This is a genomic window from Streptomyces polyasparticus, from assembly GCF_014493765.1.
GTDB lineage: Bacteria > Actinomycetota > Actinomycetes > Streptomycetales > Streptomycetaceae > Streptomyces > Streptomyces polyasparticus.
Genome location: NZ_JACTVJ010000030.1, coordinates 62,534 through 88,405 on the forward strand (window position 1 = coordinate 62,534; position 25,872 = coordinate 88,405).

A 25,872-nucleotide genomic window follows, 5' to 3' on the forward strand; every position below is an offset into this window, starting at 1 on the left:
CACGACCTACGTGTCATGTCGGCCGCCCCGGAAACGGAGATCAGTGATGGGCGTACAGGAGTCATCCCGGCCCGAGCACCAGGATGCCGCTTTGGTGCAGCGGCTGCAGGCGCGTCGCAACCGGCCCGCGTCCGGCGGGATCCGGCCGCGCGATTCGGCCGAGGCTCCGCTGTCCTTCGGTCAGGAACGCATGTGGCTGGTCGAGCAGTTGGCTCCGGACGCCTCGGTGAACAATTTCGCGTACGCCTACCGGCTGCGTGGCGCGCTGTCGGCCGATGCGCTCGATCAGGCGATCACCGAGCTGGAGCGGCGGCACGAAGTGCTGCGCACGGTGTACGGAGCCGGCGGCGAGCATCTCGTGCAGAAGGTGGTGCACGTTCCCGGACGGCTCGCCCGGTCGGATCTGTCCGGCGTGGCCGATCCGGCAGCCGCCGCGTACGCACGTGCGCGGGAGCTGGCAGCGCTGCCGTACCGCCTGGACGAGGCGCCGGCAGTCCGCTGGGAGCTGATCCGGCTCGGCGACGACGATCACCTGCTGGTGCTGTGCCTTCATCACGCGGTCGCCGACGGATGGTCGGAACTGGTACTGAAGCGTGAACTGAGCGCCCTGTACCGGGCGTTCAGCCGTGGTCGTCCTTCTCCGCTGCCGGAGCCGACGGTGCAGTACGCGGACTTCGCGCAGTGGCAGCGCACGCGCGAGGTGAGCGACGGGTCTGCGGAGCACATGGCGTACTGGAGGTCCCAACTCTCCGACGCCCCGGCGGCGTTGCGACTGCCTTTCGACCGGGCTCCTGACGCCGATGCCGGGTTCGAAGGGGAGACGATCGCCTTCGACATCCCGGCCGAGACCGTCGAGCGGGCCAGGGAACTGGCCCGGAGCGAGGGCTGCACCCTGTTCATGGTGCTCCTTGCGTCGTTCTCGGTGCTGCTCGCCAGGCGTGGCGGTCAGGACGACTTCGTCGTCGGTGTGCCGGTGGCGGGTCGTTCCCAGCCCGAATGGGAGGGCCTGATCGGGTTCTTCGTCAACACGCTCGGCCTGCGTATCGACGTATCAGCGGATCCGTCGTTCCGGGAACTGCTGGCACAGGTGCGACGGACCGTCCTCGACGGGATGGTGCATCAGGACACCCCGTTCGAGCGAGTCGTCGAGGAGCTTGCCCCGGCCCGTGAGCCGGGGCGTCAGCCGCTGGTCCAGGTGCTGTTCCAGCTGCACAACCCGCCGCAGGACGACCTCGTGCTCCCTGGCCTGGAAGTGCACGAGGATCAGTTGTTCCACGATGCGGCCTCACTCGATCTGACGGTGTCGTTCGTCGAGAGCGGCGCGACGCTGCGCGGCTACTGGAAGTACCGCAGCGCGTTGTTCGACCGTGCGAGCGTACGGCGACTGCAGCAGGCATTCACCGGCGTGCTCACCGACGTCCTCGCCGATCCGCAGCTGCCGCTGTCAGCGGTCACGACGCTCACCCCTGAGGAGCGGCACGATGTGCTGCGGGGCTGGAACGACACCGGGCGCCCCTACACCTTCACCGGGCTTCCGGCGCTCTTCGAGACACAGGTGCGCAGCACGCCCGATGCGATCGCCGTGGTGGACGGCACCCGGAGTGTCACGTACCGCGAGCTCAATGCGCGGGCGAACCGGATCGCCCATCTGCTGCGCGAGCGCGAGGTGGGTGCGGAGTCGATCGTGGCGATCGTCCTGGAGCGCTCGACGGACCAAGTGGCCGGCGCTCTGGGCGCCTTGAAGGCCGGCGGCGCGTATCTGCCGGTCGACACCAACTGTCCGGACCAGCGGATCGCGTTCATGCTGTCCGACGCGTCACCGACCGTGGTGATCACCGACAGCATCCTGGCGCCCCGGGTCCCCTACGACATCGACGGGGAGATCATCTGCCTGGACCTGCCGCTGCCGCCGACAGCGGACAGCGATCCCGCGCTCCCCGTCGACCCGGACCAACTGGCCTATGTCATCTATACGTCGGGGACCACCGGGAATCCGAAGGGCACCGCGGTCACCCACCGGGGCCTGACCAACCATGTCCTGGGCGCGGCAGTCGACTTCGACCGCGGTGGCGCACACGGCAGCCCGGTGCACTCGCCGCTGAGCTTCGACTTCACGGTGACCCCGCTGTATCTGCCCCTGCTCAGCGGGCGCCAGGTGGAGCTCCTGTCCGAGCGCAACACCCTGGACCACTTGGCAGAGGTGCTCCAGGAGCCGGGGCGGGACTTCGCGGTCCTGAAGCTCACCCCGTCCCATCTGGAGGCGCTGCGCGCCCGTATGGCGCCGGGTGCCCGCCTCGACTCGCTGCGCACCGTCATCCTGGGCGGCGAACAGCTGCACGCCGAGTCGATCGCAGCGTGGCGCAAGCTCGCGCCGGCCGCCCGATTCGTCAACGAGTACGGACCGACCGAGGCGGTGGTCTACTGCACCACCTACGAGATCCCGCAGGAGCTCGCCTCGGGACCGGTACCGATCGGCGCGCCCGCCGGCAACGCGCGCATCTTCGTCCTCGACGAACAGTTGCGGCCCCTCCCGCCGGGAACGGTCGGTGAGATGTACATCGGCGGGCACGGGGTGGCCCGCGGCTACCTGGGCCGGCCCGGGCTGACCGCCGACCGGTTCGTACCCGATCCGTTCGGCCCGGAGCCGGGTGGCCGGCTGTACCGCACTGGTGATCTGGCCCGCTGGAACAGTGCCGGGCTGCTGGAGTTCCACGGCCGCTGCGACCATCAGGTCAAACTCAGGGGATTCCGTATCGAGTTGGGCGAGGTGGAGAACGCGCTGCTGCGCCACGAGGCCGTTCGAGAGGCCGTGGCGCTGGTACGCGAGGACGTCGCCGGTGACCCGCTGCTGGTCGCCTACTGGGTGCCGAGGGCGGACGTCGACGCTTCGGCCGTGGACAGTGCGACGCTGCGCCGGTTCCTGGCCCAGTCACTGCCCGAGTACATGGTCCCCACCGTTGCCATGCGGATCGACGCCGTACCGCTCACCACCAACGGCAAATTGGACCGAGCCGCCCTGCCGAAGCCGGTGAGCGGACACGACCGGGCCACCACTGAGCCCGAGGCGCCACGCAGCGCCGCCGAGCAGCTGATGACGCGCATCTGGGAGAAGGTACTGGGCGCGCAGAACATCGGCATCCACGACGACTTCTTCTCGCTCGGCGGCCACTCCCTGCGGGCGGCCAGGATCGTCCAGGAGGCGGTCAACGTCTTTCCCGGCACCAGCGGGGCGCAGTTGCTACGCGACCTGTTCCGGCATCCCACCATCGCCTCGTTCACGCGGCGGGTGACCGCCGACGCCGCGGATGCCGCGCCCGACCCGGCGTCCGTTGCCGTCGAGCGGATCGACCGCTCAGGTCCCGTGCCGCTCTCCTCCGGTCAGCGCCGGCTCTGGTTCCTGGACCAGCTCTCCGCGACCCGCTCGGAGTTCATGGTGCCCTTCGCGCTGCGACTGCACGGCCCCCTGGACGAGACGGCGCTGCACACAGCGCTGGACGGGCTGATCGAACGGCACGAGACGCTGCGTACCTGCGTCACCGTGGTGGACGGCGAGCCCCTGTGCGTGATCAACGCGCCCCAGCCGGTTCCTGTCGAGCGCGTCGACCTCTGTGGGCCGGACAGCGAGGAACGGGCGCAGGAACTTCTGCGCGCGGAAGTGCTGCTGCCGCTGGATCCGGCGGCCGAGCTGCCGGTACGTGTACGTCTGGCACGGCTGGGCGACGACACGCATCTGCTGTGCCTGACCGTCCACCACATGTCCACCGACGCCATGTCCGCGGGCGTGCTCATCGACGATCTCTGCGCCCTGTACGCGGCCGCCCGTTCCGTGGGCCCGCAGCCGCAGCCGCTGACGGTGCAGTACGCCGATGTCACCGCCTGGCAGGAGTCCCCCGAGCGCCAGCAGCAGATCCGGCAACAGCTCGACCACTGGAAGGACACGCTCGCGGGCTCGATCCCTCTGGAGCTGCCCTCCGACCGGATGCGGCCTGCACAACGTACCGGCAACGGAACGTCGATCCGCTTCAACCTCGACCGTGCACTGACCGAGCAGGTGGAGCGGCTGGGCCGTGAGCAGGGCGCCACTTTGTTCATGACGCTGCTGGCCGCCTTCCAGCTGCTGCTCTCGAAGTACACCGGCCGCAGCGACATCACGATCGGCACCACCGTCCACGGGCGTGGCCACCGCGCGGCCCAGGACCTCGTGGGCTGCTTCATCAACATGCTGGTGCTGCGCGGTGACGTCTCGGGCGACCCGACGTTCCGCACCCTTGTGGAGCGGGCCAAGGACACGGCGGTGGAAGCGTACGCGCATCAGGACATGCCGTTCGAGCGCCTGGTCGAGGAGCTGAAGCCGGAGCGCGACCTGTCGCGTACCCCGCTGTTCCAGGTGATGCTGCAACTGGTCGAACGCAACGCGGACGCGCAGCGCATGGCGGCGGATCTGGCCGTGACCGAGATGCCGCAGACGGCGATGGTGTCCAAATACGACCTGACGCTGTCTCTGGAGCGCACCGCGACGGGTCTCGCCGGAGAGCTGGAGTACGACACCGAGCTGTACGACCCGGCCACGGTGCAACGGCTGGCGGAGCACTTCGACGTGCTGCTGCGATCCGTGGTCGATGCCCCGCATCTGCCCGTCAGCCGGGTCTCGTTGCTGACCGAACCCGGACGGGACCGAGCCCTCGTCTGCGCGGCGCCGCCGCCCGTGGCGTATCCGCAGCTCGCGCTGCACGAACTGTTCGCCCGACAGGCGCTGCGTACACCCGACACCGTCGCCGTCACCGACGGACGGGTCAGCTGGAGCTACCGGCAACTGGACGACAACGCCAATCGGATCGCCCGCGAACTGATCCGGCGCGGTGTGCGCGCCGAGACTCCCGTCGCGCTGCTCCTCGACCGTGCACCGGAAACGCTCGCGGCTCTGCTCGGCGTGCTCAAAGCCGGCGGCGCCTACGTCCCGATCGAGACGGAAACGCCCACCGAGCGGGTGCGCACGCTGCTCGCGGAGGTCGGGGCACCGCTGTGCCTGGTCCGGCCGGACCTGGCCGGGCAGCTCGACGGGACGGCCACCACGCCGCTCGCCTGGACGGCGGATGTGTGGCAGGACCACCCCCCGACCGCGCCGGACGTGCGGGTGGATCCGTTCCAGCTCGCCGCTGTTCTCTTCACCTCGGGCTCCACAGGCAAGCCCAAGGCCGTGGGATGCACCCACACCGGCTGGGTCAATCGCATGGCGTGGATGCAGCGGATCATCGCGCTGCGACCCGGCGAGACGGTGCTGCACAAGACCACCACCGTCTTCGACCCCTCGGCCGTCGAGCTGTTCTGGCCGCTGTTGCACGGCGCAGGGGTGGCGCTGATGGCTCCGGGAGAGCACCGCGACCCGGAGGCCATCGTGCGCGCGGCCGAGCAATTCGCCGTCTCACACATCCAGTTCGTGCCCAGCATGCTCGGCCCGTTCCTGGACTGCCTGGACGCCCCCGGCGCCCCGAGCCTGCCCGCGCTGCGCAGCGTGGGCTCCAGCGGGGAGGCACTCGGACCGCATCTGGTGGGCCGCTTCCGCCGGCGATTCGGCGACCGGGTCCTGCTGCTGAACGCCTGGGGGCTCACCGAGGCCTCCGTGGACTCGACGGCGCATGTGTGCGGACCCGAGGATCCGGGGCTGCCCGGAGCTTCCGTACCGATCGGCCCGCCGATGGAGAACAACGAGGTGTATGTGCTCGACGAGCATCTGGAACCCGTACCGGTGGGCGTCCCCGGCGAAATCCACATCGGTGGGCCCGGCCTGGCGCGCGGCTATCTCGGCGATCCCGGGCGCACCGCGCAGGCCTTCGTGCCGCACCCCTTCCGGGCCGGCGAACGGCTGTACCGCACCGGGGATCACGGGCGTCGGCGCGCCGATGGCTCGATCATGTTCCTGGGCCGCTCCGACGGCCAGGTCAAGATCCGCGGGGTGCGGATCGAACTGGGTGAGGTCGAGGCGGCGATCCGTGCGCACCCGGGCGTCAGCGAATGTCTCGCCATGACCTGGGAGCCGACACCCGGAGACAAACGGCTGGCCGCGTACGCGACCACCGTCCACGGGGCTGCGCCGAGCGTGAGCGAGGTACTGGCCTTCGCGGCGCAGCGGCTGTCGCGGTACGCGGTGCCCGCCTCGCTGACCCTGCTGGAGAAGCTGCCGCGCCACCCGAGCGGCAAGCTGAACCGACGTGCCCTGCCACCGCCGTCCCTGCGGACCGAGACCGCGCCGGTGCGCACCGCACCGCGCACTCCGGTGGAGGAAGTCGTGGCGGCCGGCTGGCAGGACGTGCTGGGGCTGACCGAGTTGGACATCGACGCGGACTTCTTCGCAGCAGGCGGGCATTCCCTGCTGGCGACCCGGGCCATCGCAAGGATGCGCAGCGCCTTCGGCACGGCTCTGCCGCTCAGTCTGCTCTTCGAACATCCGACGGTGCGCAGCTGTGCGGCGAAGGTCGAAGAGCTCGTACTCGCCGAGATCGAGGCCCTGTCGGAGGCGGAGGCGATGTCGCAGGGCGCGGCCCTGCCAGATAGTGCGGCCCTGCCGGAGGGTGCGGCCCTGCGGCCGGACGCGCAGCAGGCACAGCGAGGCTCGGCATGAGCACCGTACGGACGCGGCACCCGGCCGCGAAGTCGCCCTGGCTGCCTGACGACGTGCTACCGGGCCAGACCCCGCTGGTCTGCCTGCCGCCGTCCGGCGCGGGTGCCAGCTACTACCGGCCATGGCGGCGGTTCGCGCCACCCTGGCTCGCCGTGCTGCCGGTGCTCCTGCCCGCCCGGGAATCACGGATCTCCGACGAGCCCGTACACACGATGGACGCGGTGGTGGAACAGGCGCTGCCGGCCATCGAGGCCCTGGCGGCATCCGCCCGGTACGCCCTCTTCGGCCACAGCATGGGTGCGCTGATCGCCTACGAACTGGCGCGTGAGCTCACCGCGCGCGGCCGGCCGCCGCTGCGGCTGCTGGTCTCCGGCTGTCCCGCGCCACCCCGCGGGCCCCGGCTGCGGAAGCTGAGCGACCAGCCCGTCGAGGAAATCGTCGCGACGCTGGCCGCCCTCGGCGGCAATCCGCCCGAGGCCCTGGACCATCCCGAGCTGATCGAACTGATCGAACCGGCTCTGCGCGGTGATCTGGGGATCGTGGAGAGCTACTCCTTCCGCCCCGGACCGCTGTTGACCTGCCCTGTCACCGCCCTGGAAGGCACCAGTGACCCGCTGACCACATCGGCGGAAATGCTCGCCTGGGGCGAACACACCACAGGCACTTTCCAGTTGCGCAGCCACCCAGGCGGCCATGCCTTCCCCCGGCAGCGGCAGGCCGATGTCGTTCACGACATCGTTCTCGACCTCACCGACGCCCTGCACACCGTCAAGGACACCGGACCGAAGGACCGCACATGACGACCGTGCCCGTCGCCCCCGACCGCGGAACCTTGTCCGCCGCCAAGCGCGCCCTGCTGGAGCAGCGGCTGCGCGGCTTCGCCGCAGCCGATCCCGGCATTCCGGCCGGCGCCCGGCCCGAGGGACCCGCACCCCTCTCCCCCGCCCAGCACGGGCTGTGGGTGATCGACCAATTACTCGACGACAAGAGCGTCTACACCATCAACCGGTTGCTGCGGCTGCGTGGACCCCTGCACCACGACGCCCTGCGCGGCGCCCTCGACGACCTGGTGGAACGTCACGAGATCCTGCGCACCCGCTACGCCCTGCACGACACCCCTGTGCAGGTCGTCGCCCCGGCCGCCGGAGCCGCGTTCGAGATCATGGATCTGACGGAACGCGCGCCTGCGGAGCGTTTCGAAGCGGCCCTGGCCCTGACCAAGGAGCGCAGGGCTGTCCCGTTCGACCTGGGAAGCGGCCCGGTGTTCCGGGCGCAACTGATCGCCATGGGCCCCGAGGACCATCTGCTGCAGCTGTCCATGCACCACATCTGCTCCGACTACTGGACACTCTCGCTGCTCAGCCGGGAGCTCGGGGAGTTCTACACCGGCCGCGTGACAGGCCGTGCGCCGGCCCTCAGCCCGGCACGGGTGCAGTACGCGGACTTCGCGCGCTGGCAGACGGCACGCCTGAGCGGGCCGCTCGGTGAGCAGCAACTGTCGTACTGGCGCTCGGAGTTGTCCGGGCTCCCACCCGTTCTCGCACTGCCGACCGACCGGGAGCGCCCGCGGGAGCCCAGTCACCGCGGCGCGTCCCTGGTCCACACCCTTCCGGCCGCTCTCGCCGCCCGGCTGCGCGAGCTGAGCGACACCCATCGGGTCCGCGAATCCTCCACCCTGCTCGCGGCATTCGCCGTGCTGCTGCACCGGCACAGCGGGCAGAACCGCTTCGCGATCGGCTCGCTCGTGTCGGGCCGTACCCATGCCGATGTGGAATCGGTCCCGGGTCTGTTCGCCAATACCGTCGCGATCACGGCCGACTTCACGGACACCCCGCTGTTCACCGACGTACTGCGGCAGACGCACACCCGGATGCTGGGGGCGCTCGACCACCAGGACGTGACGTTCGAGCAGGTCGTCACCGATCTGCGGATCGCTCGCGACCCCTCGGTCAACCCGGTGTTCCAGGTGCTGTTCCAGCACTTCGAGGGCGAGGAGGAGCAGTGGCGGCTGCCCGGCGTCGAGGTGAGCGAGGTCCCCACGGACGAATCGTCCGCCAAGGTCGATCTCACCCTGCACACGGTCCGGCGCGGGGACACGGTGCACCTGGAACTCTCCTACTCCACGGATCTGTTCGACGCCGACCGGGTGCGCAGCCTGTGCGAACGCCTGGAGTTCCTGCTGGAGCAGGTGGTGGAGCGGCCATCGGCTCCGGTGGGTGAACTGCGCCTGATGCGCGACAGCGAACTCGCCCAGGTGGTCGCCGCTGCCGCCTCACCGCATCAAGAGCCGCTCGGCGAACTGTGCGTACCACAACTGTTCGAGCAGCAGGTGCGGCGCACGCCCGATGCCGTCGCCGTATCCGACGCCCACGGGTCCTACTCGTACGACCAGCTCAACCGCCGCGCCAACCGGCTGGCCAGGGCGCTGCGCGAACGCGGGATCGGGTCCGAGCAGTTCGTGGGTGTCTGTCTCCCGCACAGCCGTGACCTGCTGGTGGGCCTGCTCGGGGTGCTCAAGGCCGGCGCCGCATTCGTGCCGCTGGATCCGGCGCATCCCGTCGAACGGCTGCGGCACACCGTTGAGGACGCGCGGCCCGCCGCCCTTGTCACCCACCGCTCGACGGCTTCGATGGTGGACGGCTTGGGGCTGCCCCTTGTGCCGCTCGACGAGCTGACGGACGACGGCAACGGCGATGGCGATGGCGACCTCCCGCCGGCCGCCACGGCGGACCAGCTCGCCTATGCCGCCTTCACCTCGGGCTCCACGGGCCGGCCGAAGGGCATACAGATCGAACACCGCTCGCTGGTCAACCAGTTGCGGGCGTTCGCGCGGATCACCGGGTTCGGCCCCTCCGACGTGATGGCCGGCCTGGCGACTGTCTCCTTCGACCCGGCGTTCGTGGAGCTGTTCCTGCCGGTGGTGACGGGCGGGCGGGTGGCCATGGTTCCCCGTGACGCCGTCACCGACGGCTACCAACTGGATGCCTGGTTGCGCGCCAACGGCGCGACCGTCGTCCAGGCGACTCCCTCGAGTTGGCGTCTGCTGCTGGCCGCGGGCTGGAAGGGCTCGGCCGGACTCAGGGTGCTGTGCGGCGGCGAGGCCCTGTCCCCTCAACTGGCCTCGGATCTGCTTGAGCGTGCCGACGACGTGTGGAATGTCTACGGGCCCACCGAGACGACGGTATGGGCGTGCGCGCAACGTGTACGGCCTGCGGGCGGCAGCGTCCCTCTCGGGCGCGCCATCGACCACATGCGGGTGCACGTACTGGACTCGGCACTGCGACCGGTACCGCCCGGTGTCGCGGGCGAGATCTGCATCGGCGGGGTCGGCCTCGGCCGCGGTTATCTGCAGCGGGCAGGGATGACCGCACTGTGCTTCGTGCCGGATCCCCTGGGCGAGCCCGGCAGCCGCCTGTACCGCACGGGTGACGCGGGACGGCTGCGCGGCGACGGCAGCCTCGAATACCTCGGCCGTACCGACCACCAGATCAAGATCCGGGGGCATCGCATCGAACCGGGAGAGATCGAGGCCCGTTTGCTGCGCGCCGCCGAAGTCGGGCAAGCGGCCGTGGTGGTCAAGGAGACAGCGGGAAGCGCACGGCTGATCGGCTATGTCGCTCCGGCCGCCGACCGTGCGCCGGACACCGACGCGCTGCGCACCGACCTGCGCCGCGCACTGCCCGATTACATGGTCCCGGCGGTGATCGTGACGCTGGACCGGATGCCGATGACCGCGAGCGGCAAGATCGATCGCAGGGCGCTGCCCGAGCCCACGGGGCTGCGCGCCGCCGTGGAACAGCCGTACGCCCCGCCGCGGACCGTGCAGGAGCGAACCCTGGCCGACATCTGGGCCCAGGTGCTCGGCGTCGACCGGGTCGGCGTGCACGACAACTTCTTCGATCACGGCGGCGACTCGATGATGTCCATCCATATCGTCGCGCGGGCCAGGGCCGCGGGCCTCGCAATGCTGCCCCGCCATCTGTTCAGCCACCAGACGGTCGCCGAACTCGCCGCCGAACTCGCCGCGTTGCCCGAAGCCGGCTCCGATGCCGGGTCCGGCTCCGGCTCCGGCTCCGGCTCCGGCTCCGGCTCCGGCGAGGAACACTCCGCCGATCGGGCGGACGAGGGTCTCGGCCTGCTCACGGGGATATCCGGCATCGACCCCACCGACTTCGAGGCGGTGCATCCGGCCTCGCCTCTTCAGGCCGGCATGCTCTTCCACACGCTCGCGGATGACGGCGGGGAAGCCGGGGAGTACGTCCAGCAATTCGCGTTCGACATCGAAGGCCCGCTGGACGCCGAGGCGTTCGTGCAGGCCTGGCGCCTGCAGACGGCGCGGCACCCGGCGCTGCGCACGCAGTTCCTCTGGGAGGACCAGTCACAGCCGCTCGCACTGGTGCGGCGGTCGTACACGGCACCGTTCACGCGCACCGACCTGCGCGGGGCCCCGGCCGCCGCGGTGGAGGAGTGGATGCGCGAGCAGGCGGCCCGCCCGTTCGACGTGGCGGCCGAACCGCCGCTGCGGTTCGCCCTGGCCCGCACGGGGGCGAACTCCCATCGCTTCGTGTGGCAGGCCCATCACATCCTGATCGACGGGTGGAGTCTGCAGATCGTGCTCGGCGATGTCCTCGCCGCCTACCAGGCACTGCGGACCACGCCGGACCAGGACGTGTCCCTGGCACTCGCGCCACCCGTCGCGGTGCGCCCGCCGACCGCCGCCGACGACTCGGCGGCGTACTGGCAGGACGTACTGCAAGGATTTACTTCGGCGACGCCGCTGCCGGCCGGCCGGGGCGAAAGCGGCAGCAGTTCCACGGGCTCCGCGCGGCTGGTGCTGTCGGACGAGGAGACGGCGCAGTTGCGCGAGTTCGCGAGGAAGCGCCGGGTCACCGTCAGCAGCATTGCGCAGGGGGCCTGGGCTCTGCTGCTCGGCCGGCACAGCGGCGAGCGGGATGTCGTGGTCGGTGTGACCGTCGCCGGCCGCTCCGCGCCGGTCGCAGGCATCGACCGCGCGGTCGGCATGCTGATCAACACATTGCCCGTACGGATGCTCATGGATCCCCATCGGCCGCTCGGCTCCTGGCTGGACGACATCCATCAGCGCAACGTGGAGCTGCGTGACCACGAGACCGACTCACTGGCACAGATCCAGCGTGCTTCGTCGGTGCCGGCCGGGCTGCCGCTCTTCGAGAGCATCGTCGTCTTCGAGAACTTCAAGCGCACCGCCGTGCCCGTGCCGGACAATCTGCGGCTGACGGACCGGACGAGGGTGAGCCGCACCGGCTATCCGCTGGTCCTCGACATCAACCTCCATGAGCGGATGGTCCTGAAGCTCAACCACCGGGCCGACCGCTACGACCGGGCCACGGCGGAGCGTCTGCTCGGGCAGTACGCACGGCTGCTGGTGAATATCGCCCGGGCCGATGCGGCACAGCCGCTGGGTCTGGTCCAGCTCACGTCGTCGGGTGAGCGCGAGCGCCTGACGGAAGCCGGGAACAGCGAGGACATGCCGTTCCCGGACGCATGTCTGCACGAGCTGTTCGAGGAGTGGGCCGCCCGCACTCCGCACGCGCCCGCCATCGTCACCGCCGAGGGTGCGGTCATCTCCTACGGTGAACTGGACCGCAGGGCCAACCGGCTGGCGCACGCGCTGCGCGCGCGGGGGGCGGGGCCCGAGGTGCTCGTGGGGGTGTGCCTGGAGCATTCGGTGGAGATGTTCGTCGCCCTGTTGGGCGTCCTCAAGTCGGGTGCCGCATATGTGCCGCTCGACCCCGAGCATCCGGCCGAGCGGCTGGGCTACATCCTCGAGGACACCCGTGCCGGCATCGTCGTCACCGAGGAGCGCCTACTGGGGTCCCTGCCCGCCGGCTTCGGTGGAGAGAACCTGTGCCTGGACCGGGATGCCGGGCTGCTGGCCGGGCAGCCCGATTCCGCGCCGCGGTCCGGGGTGAGTCCGCACAACCTGGTGTATGTGCTGTACACGTCGGGATCGACGGGCCGGCCCAAGGGTGTGCTGATCCCCCACCAAGGGGTGGTCAACTATCTGTGGTGGGCCATCGAGGGCTACGGCACACAGGGCGCGAAGGGCGCGCCGATGCTCGGCTCGATCGCGTTCGACCTGTCCGTGCCGAACTTCTTCCTGCCGTTCATCAGCGGCAAGGATGTGACCCTGCTGCCGAAGGACCCGAGCCTGTCGTCACTGGCCGAATTGCTGTGCGCACCGGGTGACTTCAGTCTGCTCAAGATCACTCCAGGACATCTGGACGTACTGCGGGCGCTGGTCGACGACGGCAGTGTGCGCTCGGTCCGCACCTTCGTCGTCGGCGCGGACGAGGTCCGGCCCGAGACCGTCACCCGCTGGCAGCAGGCGGCACCGGATGCACGCATCATCAACGAGTACGGGCCCACGGAGACGGTGGTCGGCTGCTCGGTGCAGCTCATCGACCACTCCTTCGACCCGTCGGAGCCCGTCCCGATCGGGGTGCCCATCGGGAATCTGCGGATGTACGTGCTCGACGAGTTCCTCAATCCGCTGCCTCCCGGCATCGCGGGTGAGCTGTACATCGGCGGGGTCGGCGTCGGCCGCGGCTACCTATGCAAGCCGGCCCTGACCGGGGAGCGGTTCCTGCCGGATCCCTTCGCCGGCGCAGGTCGCCGGATGTACGCCACGGGGGATATGGCCCGCCTGCGGGAGGACGGCACCTTCTCCTTCCTCGGCCGCACCGACCACCAGGTCAAGATTCGCGGCTATCGGGTCGAACTGGGCGAGGTGGAGGCGCAGTTGCTCGCCCATCCGGCGGTGACCGAGGCGGTGGTCGTCGCCCGGGCGGACCATGGGGTCAAGCGGCTCGTGGGGTATGCGGTGCCCGTCGCGGGCGCGCCTGTTCCCGAACCGGCGGCGCTGCGGTCGTTCCTGGCCACGTCGCTGCCCGAGTACATGGTGCCCGCCGTCGTGGTCGTCCTCGATGCCATGCCGCTCAGCCAGGGCGGCAAGGTGGACCGCACCGCACTGCCCACCCCGTCGGCCGGAGCCGGCGATGCGGTTTCGGCCGAGGAGGCGCCCGCGAACCGTACCGAGCGGGCCCTGGCCGGGATCTGGGAAGAGGTGCTGCGCTGCGGCCCGGTGAGCGCCACGGACGACTTCTTCGCACTCGGCGGTGACTCGATGCTGTCGCTGCAGGTCATGGCCAGGGCCCGCCGGGAAGGCCTGCCGGTCACCCCCCGCCAGATCTTCGCGCACACGACGGTGCGGGCTCTGGCCGCCGCCGTCGCGGACGCCGGTCACGCACCCGTGGTGCTCGCGCAGCAGGGCGTGGTCAGCGGACAGACGCCGCTGACACCCATTCAGCACTGGTTCACCTCCCTGGACATCCGGCACGACCACTACAACCGCGCGCTGCTCCTGGACAGCCGTACGGCCGTCGACGCGAGCGCGCTGGATCAGGCGCTGCGCGCCCTGGTGGAGCACCACGACGCGCTGCGGCTGAGGCTGGTGCGGCGTGCGGAGGGCTGGACACAGCACACGGCCGAGGCGGAGCAGCGGCCGCTGCTGTCCATCGACGACCTGTCCGAACTTGCGCCCGGCGACCAGGAGAGGAGGATGGCGCAGTCGGCCGAGGCGGCGCAGCGTAGCCTCGACCTCGCGGACGGGCCACTGCTGCACGCCGTGCTGTTCCGGCGCGGGCAGCACGCACCGGACCGGCTGCTCGTGGTGCTGCACCACCTTGCGGTGGACACCGCCTCCATGCCGATTCTGCTGGCCGATCTCAACAGCGCCTACGGCAGGGCCGCGTCCGGTGAGCGTCCGCGGCTGCCGGCCAAGTCGACCGCGTTCCGGCAGTGGTCGCAGCGGCTCGGTGAACACGCCAAGTCCCCCGCGTTCGCGGCGGAGCTGCCGTACTGGACAGCGCCCGGGCCGGAGCCGACGATTCCGGTCGACGACCGGGACGTGGTACCGCTCGAAGGCGATGTGCGCAGCATCACGAGCAGCCTCGACGCCCAGGCGACGGACCGGCTGACCCGGCGCGCACGCGAACGCGGCTTCACGGTCCACGAGACTCTGGTCACGGCGCTGGCTCTGACGCTCGGTCGCTGGACCGGGTCGGACACTGCCTGGTTCGACATGGAAGGTCATGGGCGCGAGCCCCTGTTCGACGACATCGACGTCTCACGAACGGTCGGCTGGTTCACCGCCCTGCGGCCCGTACGACTGACCGTGACCGACGGCGCCGGTGCGGCGGAGACTCTCACCTCGGTCGCCGAGCAGCTCGCCACCGAGCCGCACCACGGCATCGGGCACGGCGTGGCCGGTTTTCTGGCCGGACAGGACGCGGCGCGGCGAACGCGCGATGCCCGGCCGCACGCGCCGATCAGTTTCAACTACCACGGGCGGGTGGGCGACACCCCCTCGTCGGCCGCCGCCCCGTTCGTGCTGCTGCCCTTCTCGCTGGGCACGACCCGCGACCCGGCGGGTCGGCGCCCCTATCTGCTGGAGATCGAGGTCGGCGTACTCGACGGCGTGCTGCACATCGAGTGGCGCTACTCCCCCGGGGCGCACCGGCAGGAGACGGTGGAGCGGCTGTCGCTGGCGTTCCTGGCCAGGCTGGAACAGCTGAGCGCAGGCCTGGCGGCGGACAGGCGGCCATCGTGGAGCGTACGGGCGCGGCAGGCGCTCGGTGCGGCCTTCGACCGCTACCAACCGCCGGGGGTTTCGGCAGCGTTGCTGGACGGCGGCGTCTGCTCCGAACTGTGGACCCGCGGGGTCCTTGCCGCGGACACCGGCGAACCGGTCACCGCACACACGGTCTTCCAGGCCGGTTCGGCCAGCAAGCATGTGACCGCGCTCGGCGTCCTGCGGCTCGTGGAGGACGGAGTGCTGGACCTGGATACGCCGGTGGCGGAGCTGCTGACCTCCTGGCGGCTGCCCGGCTCCGTTGCCGGGCCGGCACTGACGCTGCGTCATCTGCTCTCGCACACCGCGGGTCTCAGCGAGGCAGGGTACGAGGGACGGCCGGCCGGGCAGCCGGTTCCCAGCCTGTCCGACGTGCTCCACGGGCGGACGCCCGCCACGACGGCGCCGGTCCGGGCCGAGCTGGCACCCGGTGGCGGGTACCGCTACTCCGGCAGCCACTACACGGTGATCCAGCAGATCTGCGAGGACGTGACGGGGGAAGCCTTCGCACCGTTGATGCGGCGGCTCGTGCTGGATCCGCTGGAGATGAGGGACAGCGCCTTCGCGCCCGCTCCACCGCCTGCGGGCGCGGCTGCCCGCGCCCATCTGGCCGACGGCTCCCCGGACCCCGCCCGGTGGCGGGCCTTCGGCGAACTGGCCGCGGCCGGGCTGTGGACGACAGCGGCCGACCTGGCCCGGGTGGAGGCCGCGATACTGCGGTCCTGCCGCGGCGGGCCCGGTGCGCTGCTCTCCCCTCGTACGGCCGAGGAGATGCTCACCTCACGCTCCGGCGCCGGGTACGGGCTGGGCGCCTTCGTGACCACGACCGCGGCGGACACCTGGTTCGGCCATGCGGGCAATACCCCGGGCTTCCGCTGCTTCATGGCCACCGGCCGGGAGCACGGTCACGGGCTGGTCCTGATGGTCAACGGCGACGCGGGCGGCGACTTCATCGGCGATGTGCTGGCCGAGCTCGGCATCGCGGGGAGCCGTGAGGCATGACAACCGTGCCCTGCACCGGAGCCTTCCGGTGCAGGGCACGGTTCCCGCACGGTTCTCAGGCGGTCAGGTCCTGGAACTTCTCCGCCGGGTCGCTCCCGCGCCCCACGATGGCGTTGTCCCCGTCGACGAAGACGACCCGCGGCTCGATCTCCTTGACCTCGGTCTCGTCCATGAGCCCGTACGAGATGATGATGACCAGGTCGTCGGGCTGGACAAGGCGGGCGGCCGCGCCATTGACGCATACGGTGCCCGAGCCACGCTCGCCTTCGATGATGTAGGTCTCCAGGCGAGCCCCGTTGTTGATGTCCACGATGTGCACATGCTCACCGGGGAGAAGCCCGGCCGCATCCATGAGATCGGCGTCGAGGGTGAGGGAACCGACGTAGTGCAGCGAGGCCGCGGTAACGGTCGCTCGGTGGATCTTCGACTTCAGCATCTGGCGATACACGCTGGCCTCCTGGCATTCGCGGAGTGGGGTGCACGGCGCCGACCGTGCACGGGGCAGGCCCGGCCGGTGGCGGCTGTCCTGCGGAAGTCTCCGCACCCCGGCTATCGCACCGGTATTCCCCCCGTATGGCAGGTTCGGAGCAGGCGATGACGAGCACACTTGTCCTGGAGCAGCCCTCGGTCCGCGCACCCATGGCACCGAACTCGCTCTGCTTGCAATGGTCCTGGGCGGGCGGCTGGCATCCGGCGCCACCGCATCCGCCGCCGGCGCGGCCCGCTGCCGTCTCCGTCGAGGCGAGGGGGCTGCGCGGGCACCGTCGGTCGGACGACACGATCGCCCTTATGCGCGCTCGCGCACACGCCGGGCACTTCGCGGCGCTCTGCGTAAGGGCGGGGGTACCGCCGGTTCCCATGGATGTGTTCGTCGACTCGGCCCGGGTGCTGGCCGGCCGGCTTCGAAGGGGTTTGCCCGACCCGCCGCACTCGCTGCATCTGGTTGCCCGTGTCGATGCCGCGGCCGACGAAGGTCCGCGGGGGGACGCCCGGTTCACGCTGACGGCGTCGGTGGAGGCGAACCGTGCCGGACTGACGCCGGTCCAGGCCAGTGTCGACGCCCGCTGCACGGGTACCGGACCGGGTCGCCCGCATCCGTTCTTCGTCACCGGGCCGGCCGCCCGGGCGTGTCTGCTCACCCCTGCCATCGACGACGGCCCGGTGATCGCCAGGGACACGGTGCTCCGGCTCGCCCGGGTGCTGGGATTCGAGTCGCGAGAGGAAACGCGCGATGCGCGCGAGTGGCGCGAGGACGCTCTCTCGGGCCGGGTCACCGAGGCATTCATATGCACCGACGCCGCGCTGGTGATTCCGGTATATGCCCTTCGCGGTCCGCAGGGGACCTGGCAGATCGGCGACGGTCAGCCGGGAGCGGCGGCGATCGCCCTGCGCCGAGCCATGATCCGGCTGGTCAGCGGGGCGATGCGGGACGACGAACACTGGCTGGACGTCCTGCGGTGACCTCGCACGGACATGGGCGTTAAGGATGGCAACAGCGGAAGAGTAGGGACGCGACAGCGCCACGCTCTTTTCTGATTGCGGCGGTGAACGCGGCCGGTCAAGGTACCCCGGGCGTGTTCACACCCCCCCCCGCAATCAATGAAATCAGGAGCTTGACATGAATTCGTGGACTCGCCTCGTCGCCGGCTCGCTGCTCGTCCTCGCCACCGCTCTCACACCGGTCGCACTCGCCGGTTCCGCCGCCGCTCAGGCACCTCGCGACGGCTCTCTGGCTGCTCCGCTCGACGGCACCATCGGTACGAACGACACCCACTGGGGCAGCAACCCGCCCACCCCGCAGCCCTGAACGCGCCCGGACCGCCTCAGCCGGCCAGGCGGCGCCGAAGCGCCCGGGCGTGGACTTCCACGTCGGGATCGGCGCCGTCCGGCAACGCTGCCAGAACGCGGTCCGCCAGGACGGAAAACAGCACCGCTTCCGATTCCGCGACCGGCAATTCGTGGAACCTTTTCAGCACATCGATCTGCCATGGCGTCGCACCCGCCCGTACGAATGCGGAGAACGCGGTTGCCAGATCACGGGCGGCCTTGAGCTGCCGCCCCTCGCTGCAGTGCACATCCGCGAGTGCCACCAGAATCCTTGCGCTGAGAATCTGCTGCATCGACTGGGTCGCCAGGGTCAAGGCATGGCCGAGGACCTCCTCGGCATCCGCGTGGCGCTCCGCGCGCAGGTGGACCAGCCCGAGCCCGTGCAGCGAGAACGCCTCCCCCGTCCGGTCTCCCGCCTCGCGCACCTCGGTAAGCGCGTTGCGGAAGGCCTCGGCGGCCGCTTCCGTACGGCCGCAGTGCAGGTGGAGTTCCCCGAAGCGGTGGAAGATCTGCGCATTGACCCGCCGGCTGTTCGTCAACTGCGCCACGTCCAGAGCCCGTTCAAGCAGTCCGGCAGCCTCGTCGAAGCGTTCCTGGGTGAGCCTGATCTGCGCCATGCCGTTGAGCACATGGGCCTGGCCCACGCGGTCGTCCACCCGCCGCAGGGCCACCAGGGCCTGTTCGTAGCCGGTCATGGCCGACTCCGTCTCGCCGCGTACCCGGGCGAGGTAGGCGCGATTACGGACGGCGAGTGCGCCGCCCAGCTCGTCACCCACCTCGGCGAAGGCGTCCTGGGCCTGCTGGAGCAGGAGTTCGGCCTCCGGGAAGTCCTCCTTGTGCACATGCATGGTGCCGAGCGAGTACAGCATGGCGGCCTTGCCGCGGGTGTTGCCGGCGGCGGTGACCGCATCGAGGACGGCCCCGTGTACGCGCCGCCACTCCTCGAACCCCCCGCGCGACTCGTAGAGGGTGATCAGCGGCAGCGCGAGTGACCAGGCCAGTTCGTGCTCATCGAGACTGCAGGCACGCAGCACCATCGAGCTGAGCGTGGGCAGTTCGCGTTCGAGCCATTCCAGCGGGTCGCCGAGGATGTTCTCGACTTCACTCGCCTCGAAGGTCCAGCGCTTCGCCGTGCCGGTCAGCATGGTGTGGCCGCCACCGTACTCGCGACCGTGCGCCGTCTCGGCAAGGAACAGGCACGCGCCGAGCAGGCGGCTCAGGGCCGCGTCCCGTTCCCGGCCCGGCTCGACGGCTTCCAGCTGCTCGCGTGCGTACCGCCGGATCAGGTCGTGCAGCCGGTAGCGCGGCGCGACGTCCGGCCGGATCTCGACCTCGATGAGATGGGCCTCCAGGAGTGTGTCCAGGATGTCCTCCGCCTCCGTGACGCCGGTGCCCGCGAGTCCCGCAGCGACCCAGCTGCCGAAGTCGGGCGCCTCCACGAGAGCCAGCCGCCGGAAGAGCGAGTGCGCCTGGGTGGGCAACTGCTGGCAGCTGAGCGCGATGTTGTCCCTGATGTCGAGGGAGCCATGGGTGAACTCGTCCAGCGCCCGCGTCTCGTCGGAAAGACGCTGGGTGAGGTGGGGCACCGTCCAGTGGGGGTGCGCCGCGAGCCGGGCGGCGGCGATACGCAGGGCCAGCGGGAGGCCGCCGCACAGCCGTGCCAACCGCCTGAGCTGGGCGCCGTCGAAATTCCTGGAGTCCGATCCGAGGACGTTCTCGACGAGTTCCACAGCATGCTCGTCGTCGAACTCGTGGAGCAGGGAATGGTGCGCCCCGGGCAGCCCGGTCAGCCGCGCCCGGCTGGTGACCAGGACCGCGCACGAGGTGGTGCCCGGCAGCAGGGTCAGCACCTGCCCCTCATCGACGGCGTTGTCCAGGAGCAGCAGCACCTTACGCCCCGCGAGCCGGTCCCGGTACATCGCGGCGCGGGCCTCGACCTCGGCGGGCATCTCCTTTCCGGTGACGCCCAGGGCTCGCAGAAACGTTTCCAACACCTCTCCGGCAGGGACCGGTTTCAGCGCGCTGTCCTGGAGGCGGACGTACAACTGGCCGTCCGGATACTCCTCGGACAGCTGATGCGCGAGGTGCACCGCCAACGTTGTCTTTCCGATACCGCCCTTGCCGGTGATCACCTCGATGGCGGGTGCGAGACGGCGCGCTCCCGGGTCATCGGTGTGGGCCGCGAGCCGACGGCGCAGTTGGGCGAGCTGCCGCCTTCTGCCGGTGAAGTCGCCGATGGTGGTGGGCAGCAGCCGGGGCACGGACGGGGCGGCAAGCGAGACGGCACTCGCGTTGAGCGCGGAGAAGCCGCCGGCCGGCTCCAGGACGGGGTCGGCGACGAGGATGGCCCGTTCCAGTTCACGCAGTTCGGGGCCGGGCTCCAGGCCCAGTTCCTCTTGGAGCACGCTCCTGGCGTCGCGGAACACCTGCAACGCCTCGGCCTGGCGGCCGGCTCGGTATAACGAGATCATCAGTTGTGCGCGCAGCCGTTCCCGGAAGGGGTACCGGTCGATCAGCGCGCTGAGTTCGCCGATGAGCTCATTGTGGCGCCCGAGTTGGAGCTCCACCTCCAGACATTCCTCGGTCACCGCGATCCGCTGTTCGCCGAGAAAGGTGGCGGCGGATTCCACCTTCTCGCTCTCGATGTCGGCGAAGGCGTCGCCGCGCCATATCAGCAGCGCGCTGCGCAGATGCCGGGCTCCTGCCTCCAGATCTCCCCGCTTGACGGCTTCCCGGCCCTCTTCGACCGAGGACCGGAAGACATCCAGGTCGAGTTGGCCGTGCTGGATGCGGAAGGAGTACCCGGGCGGTCTGGTGCCGATGACGTCGTAGAGAGCGGCCGCCGAGAAACGCTGGCGCAGCTGAGAGACACAGATCTGGATCTGGCTGCGTGCCGTTCGGGGCGGGGAGCCACCCCACACGGCGTCGACCAACTGGTCCACGGGAACGACCGAGTTGGCCTGGAGCAGCAGCATCGCCAGTACGGTCCGCTGGCGGGAGGGCAGCGATTCGACCGACCAGCCCACATCGTCGATCTCCAGCGGACCGAGCACCAGAAAACGCACGCTTCCTCCCCCTTGAGGTCTGATGATGCGTGCCGCCGAGCGACCATCGCTGATGCTGCCCGACCCCGCCGGCTTCGGCAATAGCCCCGATTCCTACGGACGATCTCCCGCTCCCCCGAGCAACTGGTCCAAGTCGGCGCCTTCTTGGTGGTCTTGCCTCCTCCCTGCCACTGTGTTGTGCGCGTGCTCAGGCCCCGCTTCGGCTCGACCGGGCGGTGCAGTGGCCCTGCCCGCGAGCACCAGCCCGAGCGCGGCGAGTCCCATCACGGCGCCGATCACGGCCAGCAGCAGTCGGTACGGGACGACGGCGACGAGACCCGCCCCCAGAGCGATCGAGGCGGCCTGCGGGGCGTTGAAGACGACGTTCAGGGCCGCGTACGCCCGCCCCTGAAGCTGTGGCGGAGTCAGCCGCTGCAGCAGCGTGACCGCCCCGACCGAGATCCACGGCAGTCCGAAACCGAAGAGCGCCGTGCCCGGCAGCACCACCCAGAGCGCCGGACCGGCCGTCAGCCAGATGCCCGTACAGGAGATGGCGAGGCCGGCCGCGACCGCGGCGGATTCCCCGTACCGCCTGACCACCGCTGCCGCGGTCACGCCCGCGACGATCGCCCCCGCTCCCTGGGCGATGATCAGGACGCCGACGAAGGACGCCGGGCGACCGAGCCCTTCGTCGGCGACGGCGAAGATGACGGACTCGGTGAAGCCGAACACCATCAGGGCGCAGCAGCAGGCGACGACCACATGCCGCAGGGGCCGCACACCCACCAGATGACGTACACCGCCCAGCATCTCGCGGCATACCCCTTCACCGCCTCGCCTCCGCTGCGGGATGCGCTCGCGAAAGCGGACAGTGCACTGCACCAGCGCAGCCAGCGCGAAGAGGCCGGAGACCAGCCAGATCACGCTGGTCGCCCCGACTGCCGCATACGCACCGGCCCCGACCATGGGCGACAGCAGACGCAGCCCTTCACGCACGGTGGACAGCGCCCCGTTGGCGTCGGGGCGCAGGCGCTGCGGCACCATCTCGGAGATCAGCGCCGACTGCGCGGAGTTGATGAGGCTGCCGATGAGTCCGTAGCCGAACATCACCGTGTAGACCAGCCACAGGCCACTCCTGCCGTCCGCCAGGAGCAGCAGCAGAACGAACCCCGCCAGCGTCCCGTCGGCGGCTATGAGCAGCCGCCGACGGCGCACCCGGTCGACGAGCACGCCGGACAGCGGCGCGCACAGGGTGCCCAGGATGTAGACGAACGCGACGAGCCCCGCGGCGGAGTTGCTTCCGGTGAGCTCCCTGACCCAGATGCTCATCGCCAGCCACAGTGAGCTGCTGCCGAGCATGGCCAGGGTTTGACTCGCCAGATAGCGCCGGAACAACGCAAGCCCCAGGATCTGTCGCACATCCGCTCCTAGAGGGCGAGATTGGCTGCGGTCTGGAGCAGCACATCGGCTCCGGCCACCAGGTCCTCGTCCTTGGTGTGTTCCTCGGGTACATGGCTGAGGCCGTGGCAACTGGGCACGAAGATCATCCCGGTGGGCACCTGCGCCGCCATGATCTGAGCGTCGTGACCGGCGCCGCTGGACACGGTCATATGGTTCAGACCCAGCGCATCGGCGGCTTCGGCGACGGCCGCGCGCAGCCGTTCGTCGGTGACACGGGCCCGCACCCTGGTAGAGGTCTGCACCACGGCGTGCACGCCCAACTCCTCGGCGATGGCGGGGATCTCCCGGTGCAACAGCTTCTCGAGGAGCTCCAGCCTGTCGGCGTCGCCGTCGCGGAACTCCGCGGTCATCCGGACCGTACCCGGGATCACGTTGGTGCTGTTCGGGCTGACCTCCAGGCGGCCGACCGTGGCACGCTGGCACAGCCGACGACGCGTCGCCGTCTCCCGTACGGCGAGGGTGATCTGTGCGGCCGCGGCCAGCGGATCCTTGCGACCGCGCATGGGCGTGGTGCCCGCGTGGCCTGCCGCGCCGACCAGCTCGATGTCGAAGACGATCCGGCCGACGATCGCGTCGACCACTCCGATCCGTGAGCCGGCCTGCTCAAGGACCGGGCCCTGCTCGATGTGGAGCTCCAGATAGGCCACGATGTCGGCCGGGTGCCAGGCTGCCTCGGCGACCCGGTCCAGATCGCCGCCGATCAGCGACAGGGGTTCACGCAGCGAGCGGCCTTCGTTGTCGACCGGGTCGACGGACATGTCGCCGGTCTCCCCCATCAGCGCCCGCGAGCCCCAGAACGGCTGCGGGAACAGGGCGCCCTCCTCGTTGGCGAAGGCGACGGCGACCGGTTCGTAACGGCATTCGGCAGACGCGGCCGACAGCACACGGACAGTCTCCACCGCCGCCAGCACACCGTACGCCCCGTCCAGGTGGCCGGCGTTGTGCACGGTGTCCAGATGCGATCCCATGAGGGCGACGGGTAGGCGGTGGCGACGGCCGGGCCGCCGTACGAGCAGATTGCCGGCCGGATCCACCTCGGTGTGCAGTCCGCCCTCCGTGGCCCAGTCGCGCAGCCAACGCACGGCCTCACGGTCCGCCGGGCTGAAGGAGGGCCGGGTGATGCCGCCTCGCGGATCGGCACCGATCCTGGCCAGGTCGCTCAGGCCCTGGAGTAGTCGGGGGCCGTCCACGCGCAGGGGGCCGGCGGGCGTGGGGGCGGATACATTCAGCCCTGCGGTGCTCTGATTGGGTGTCATTGATCGATCCTCACGTCACGGATGCGGCTGCCGGCATGACGCCGGCGTGGGCTTCGATCAGTTCGATGGCCGCCTCGGGCGTGGTCGCCACCTGCAGCAGTCCGCCCACGACCTGGTCGGCGAAGCCGCGGCGGGGCAGCTCCTCCAGGAGCCTGACCAGATGCCGCCAGATGCCCTCGGTGTCGAGCAGCACGCAGGGTTTGTCGAGGCGGCCGAGCGTCTGCAGCGAGACGACGTCGAGCACTTCGTCGACGGTGCCGTATCCGCCGGGCAGGGCGAGGAACGCGTCGGAATTCTCGAGCATGTAGTGCTTGCGCTCGGACATGTCGTCAGTGATGACGTGGTCCTGCGGCGGTGCGTCCTGGGCGCGTTCACGCTCGTACAGGAAGCGCGGAACCACACCGGTGATCGGGGCGCCGGCCGCATGAGCCGCGCGGGCGACGGCTCCCATGACGCCGGCGCCGCCGGCCCCGTACAGCAGTCGGTGGCCGCGCAGAGCCAGCTCGGTGCCGGTACGCGCCGCGGCGTCGACGGCCTGCGCGGTATGGCCGGGGCGGGCGCCACCGAACACGCAGATGGTCAGCGGCCTGGGTGGCCTCATATTTGCTCTCCTTGTGACGAAGGCCGGTCGGGGTCTGCGGTCACCGCGGCCAGCAGGGCCACGAACCGGTGGTGCAACTGCTGAACGGTGGCCGGGTCGAACAGTTCGGTGCGGTACTCCCACAGACAGCGGGCGCCTGCGCCCGCTGTCTCCACCGCCAGCGACAGATCGAAGGTGGATACGTCGGTGAACAGCTGCTCTCTGGTCACCGACAGTCCGGGCAGCCGTAACTCCTCGGTTTCCGAGGCGTCGTGGTGATAGCAGGCCGTCTGCACCAGGGCCGGCCGGCCCTCCGGGGCGACGGCCCCGGCCGCTTCACACACCTGGTCGATGGGGGTTTCCTGGTGTGCGCAGGCGTCGAGCGTGACGTCGCGGACCTGGGTGAGCAGCTCACGGAATGACCGGCACCGCGCGATGTCGATCCGCAGCGGAACGAGGTGGGCGAACACCCCTATCGCACGGACGAGTTCGGGGCGGTCGCGGCTGTGCCGCATGGCACCCAGGACGATGTCGCTCTGCCCCGACACAGCAGCCAGGAACTGTGCGTAGGCCGCCGTGAGGGTGGCGGCGAGCGTGGTTCTGCTGCTCAGCGCCAGCTGGCGCAGGCCTTGGAGCACGGCCGGCGGGACTTCTGCCCCCCATGTGGCGCCGCGATAGCCGCTCCGTTCCGTCGGCGGCCGGTCGAACGGTAGCCGCACAGCAGGCGGGGCCCCCTGAAGTACCCGCCTCCAGTACGCGAGTTCGCGGTCTCTGCCTTCCGCTGCGCGGGCGTGCTGCCAGGCGGCGAAGTCCGCGTACTGCACTTCGGGAGCCGGCAGGCCGGGCGCGAGTTCAACGCTGAACGCCGTGTACAGCGCCGCCAGTTCGCTCTGCAGCACCTGCTCGGAACCGGCGTCGGCGAGCAGATGATGCAGACAGAGCAGCAGGATGTGCTCCGACGCTCCCAGTCGCAGCAACGTCCAGCGCACGGGCGGGACATCGGCCGGGCGATACGGCCGTTCGGCGAGCCGCCGCACAGTCCCGGCCACGTCCGTGGGGTCCGGCGGTGTGATCCGCTCGACGAGCACTGTCCCTGGGGCCGTCACCACCTGTTCGATGCCCCGCGCGCTCTCCTGGAAGACGGTGCGCAGGATGTCGTGCCGCCGGTGCAGCTCCCCGACCGCCTGGTCCAGCGCACGGTGATCGAGTTCGCCCTTGAGCCGGTACTGGAGTACGAAGTGGGTGACCCCGCCCCGGCCCGTGCGCTGCGCCTGCCACATGGCGTGCTGCGCGGCGGACAGGACGGTTCGACGCTGTTGTCGGGCGGGGATCCGGTCCGGGGGCGGTCTGGTGCCGCGCGCGGCGAGCAGCCGGTCGTCGATCGAGCCGGAGCCGGCCCGCGAGGCGGCCAT

Annotated in this window: 10 protein-coding genes and 1 pseudogene; 5 read left to right on the top strand and 6 right to left on the bottom strand. The window is 70.4% G+C overall.

Annotation, left to right across the window (positions count from 1 at the left end; all coding sequences use genetic code 11):
• The first annotated feature begins 46 nt into the window (after window positions 1–46).
• Genes H9Y04_RS40895 through H9Y04_RS40905 form a run of 3 tightly spaced genes read left to right on the top strand, consistent with a single transcriptional unit; the run spans window position 47 to window position 16,292 of the window.
• Window positions 47–6,619, top strand: coding sequence for a non-ribosomal peptide synthetase (locus tag H9Y04_RS40895; protein WP_187819326.1), 6,573 nt, complete (start codon window positions 47–49; stop codon window positions 6,617–6,619).
• Window positions 6,616–7,419, top strand: coding sequence for a thioesterase II family protein (locus H9Y04_RS40900; protein WP_187819327.1), 804 nt, complete (start codon window positions 6,616–6,618; stop codon window positions 7,417–7,419). Before H9Y04_RS40895 ends, H9Y04_RS40900 begins: the two co-directional genes overlap by 4 nt.
• Entirely contained in the window at window positions 7,416–16,292 is an 8,877-nt protein-coding gene (locus H9Y04_RS40905) for a non-ribosomal peptide synthetase (RefSeq protein WP_187819328.1), read from the top strand. Before H9Y04_RS40900 ends, H9Y04_RS40905 begins: the two co-directional genes overlap by 4 nt.
• Window positions 16,293–16,342: 50 nt before the next feature.
• Here H9Y04_RS40905 and panD read toward each other — a convergent pair.
• Window positions 16,343–16,740, bottom strand: a pseudogene (gene panD, locus H9Y04_RS40910) (aspartate 1-decarboxylase); the annotation flags it as partial.
• A 410-nt stretch (window positions 16,741–17,150) separates the two neighbouring features.
• On the opposite strand from panD, the gene H9Y04_RS40915 reads away from it, so the two are divergent.
• Complete coding sequence (locus tag H9Y04_RS40915) at window positions 17,151–17,753, top strand: branched-chain amino acid aminotransferase family protein (protein WP_187819330.1); 603 nt, start codon at window positions 17,151–17,153, stop codon at window positions 17,751–17,753.
• Window positions 17,754–17,910: 157 nt separating this feature from the next.
• A complete protein-coding gene (locus H9Y04_RS40920; protein ID WP_187819331.1) occupies window positions 17,911–18,099 on the top strand; it encodes a hypothetical protein in 189 nt (62 codons plus the stop codon).
• A 16-nt stretch (window positions 18,100–18,115) separates the two neighbouring features.
• On the opposite strand, the gene H9Y04_RS40925 is transcribed toward H9Y04_RS40920, so the two are convergent.
• The 5 genes from H9Y04_RS40925 to H9Y04_RS40945 all read right to left on the bottom strand — a co-directional run bounded on the left by H9Y04_RS40925 (window position 18,116) and on the right by H9Y04_RS40945 (window position 25,872).
• A complete protein-coding gene (locus tag H9Y04_RS40925; RefSeq protein ID WP_187819332.1) occupies window positions 18,116–21,184 on the bottom strand; it encodes an AfsR/SARP family transcriptional regulator in 3,069 nt (1,022 codons plus the stop codon).
• A gap of 93 nt (window positions 21,185–21,277) precedes the next feature.
• Window positions 21,278–22,582 carry an MFS transporter gene (locus tag H9Y04_RS40930; RefSeq protein ID WP_187819333.1) on the bottom strand — a complete coding sequence of 435 codons (1,305 nt, stop codon included), beginning with the start codon at window positions 22,580–22,582 and terminating at the stop codon, window positions 21,278–21,280.
• Window positions 22,583–22,590: 8 nt separating this feature from the next.
• Entirely contained in the window at window positions 22,591–23,880 is a 1,290-nt protein-coding gene (locus H9Y04_RS40935; protein WP_187819334.1) for a Zn-dependent hydrolase, read from the bottom strand.
• A 10-nt stretch (window positions 23,881–23,890) separates the two neighbouring features.
• Entirely contained in the window at window positions 23,891–24,481 is a 591-nt protein-coding gene (locus tag H9Y04_RS40940) for an LOG family protein (protein WP_187819335.1), read from the bottom strand.
• A complete protein-coding gene (locus tag H9Y04_RS40945; RefSeq protein ID WP_187819336.1) occupies window positions 24,478–25,872 on the bottom strand; it encodes a condensation domain-containing protein in 1,395 nt (464 codons plus the stop codon). Before H9Y04_RS40945 ends, H9Y04_RS40940 begins: the two co-directional genes overlap by 4 nt.

What these genes read in the sequence shown, in the direction of transcription:
- H9Y04_RS40895 (WP_187819326.1), top strand. Translation starts at nt 47, where the DNA reads ATGGGCGTACAGGAGTCATCCCGGCCCGAGCACCAGGATGCCGCTTTG.
- H9Y04_RS40900 (WP_187819327.1), top strand. Translation starts at nt 6,616, where the DNA reads ATGAGCACCGTACGGACGCGGCACCCGGCCGCGAAGTCGCCCTGGCTG.
- H9Y04_RS40905 (WP_187819328.1), top strand. Translation starts at nt 7,416, where the DNA reads ATGACGACCGTGCCCGTCGCCCCCGACCGCGGAACCTTGTCCGCCGCC.
- H9Y04_RS40915 (WP_187819330.1), top strand. Translation starts at nt 17,151, where the DNA reads ATGGATGTGTTCGTCGACTCGGCCCGGGTGCTGGCCGGCCGGCTTCGA.
- H9Y04_RS40920 (WP_187819331.1), top strand. Translation starts at nt 17,911, where the DNA reads ATGAATTCGTGGACTCGCCTCGTCGCCGGCTCGCTGCTCGTCCTCGCC.
- H9Y04_RS40935 (WP_187819334.1), bottom strand. Translation starts at nt 23,880, where the DNA reads ATGACACCCAATCAGAGCACCGCAGGGCTGAATGTATCCGCCCCCACG.
- H9Y04_RS40940 (WP_187819335.1), bottom strand. Translation starts at nt 24,481, where the DNA reads ATGAGGCCACCCAGGCCGCTGACCATCTGCGTGTTCGGTGGCGCCCGC.
- H9Y04_RS40945 (WP_187819336.1), bottom strand. Translation starts at nt 25,872, where the DNA reads ATGGCCGCCTCGCGGGCCGGCTCCGGCTCGATCGACGACCGGCTGCTC.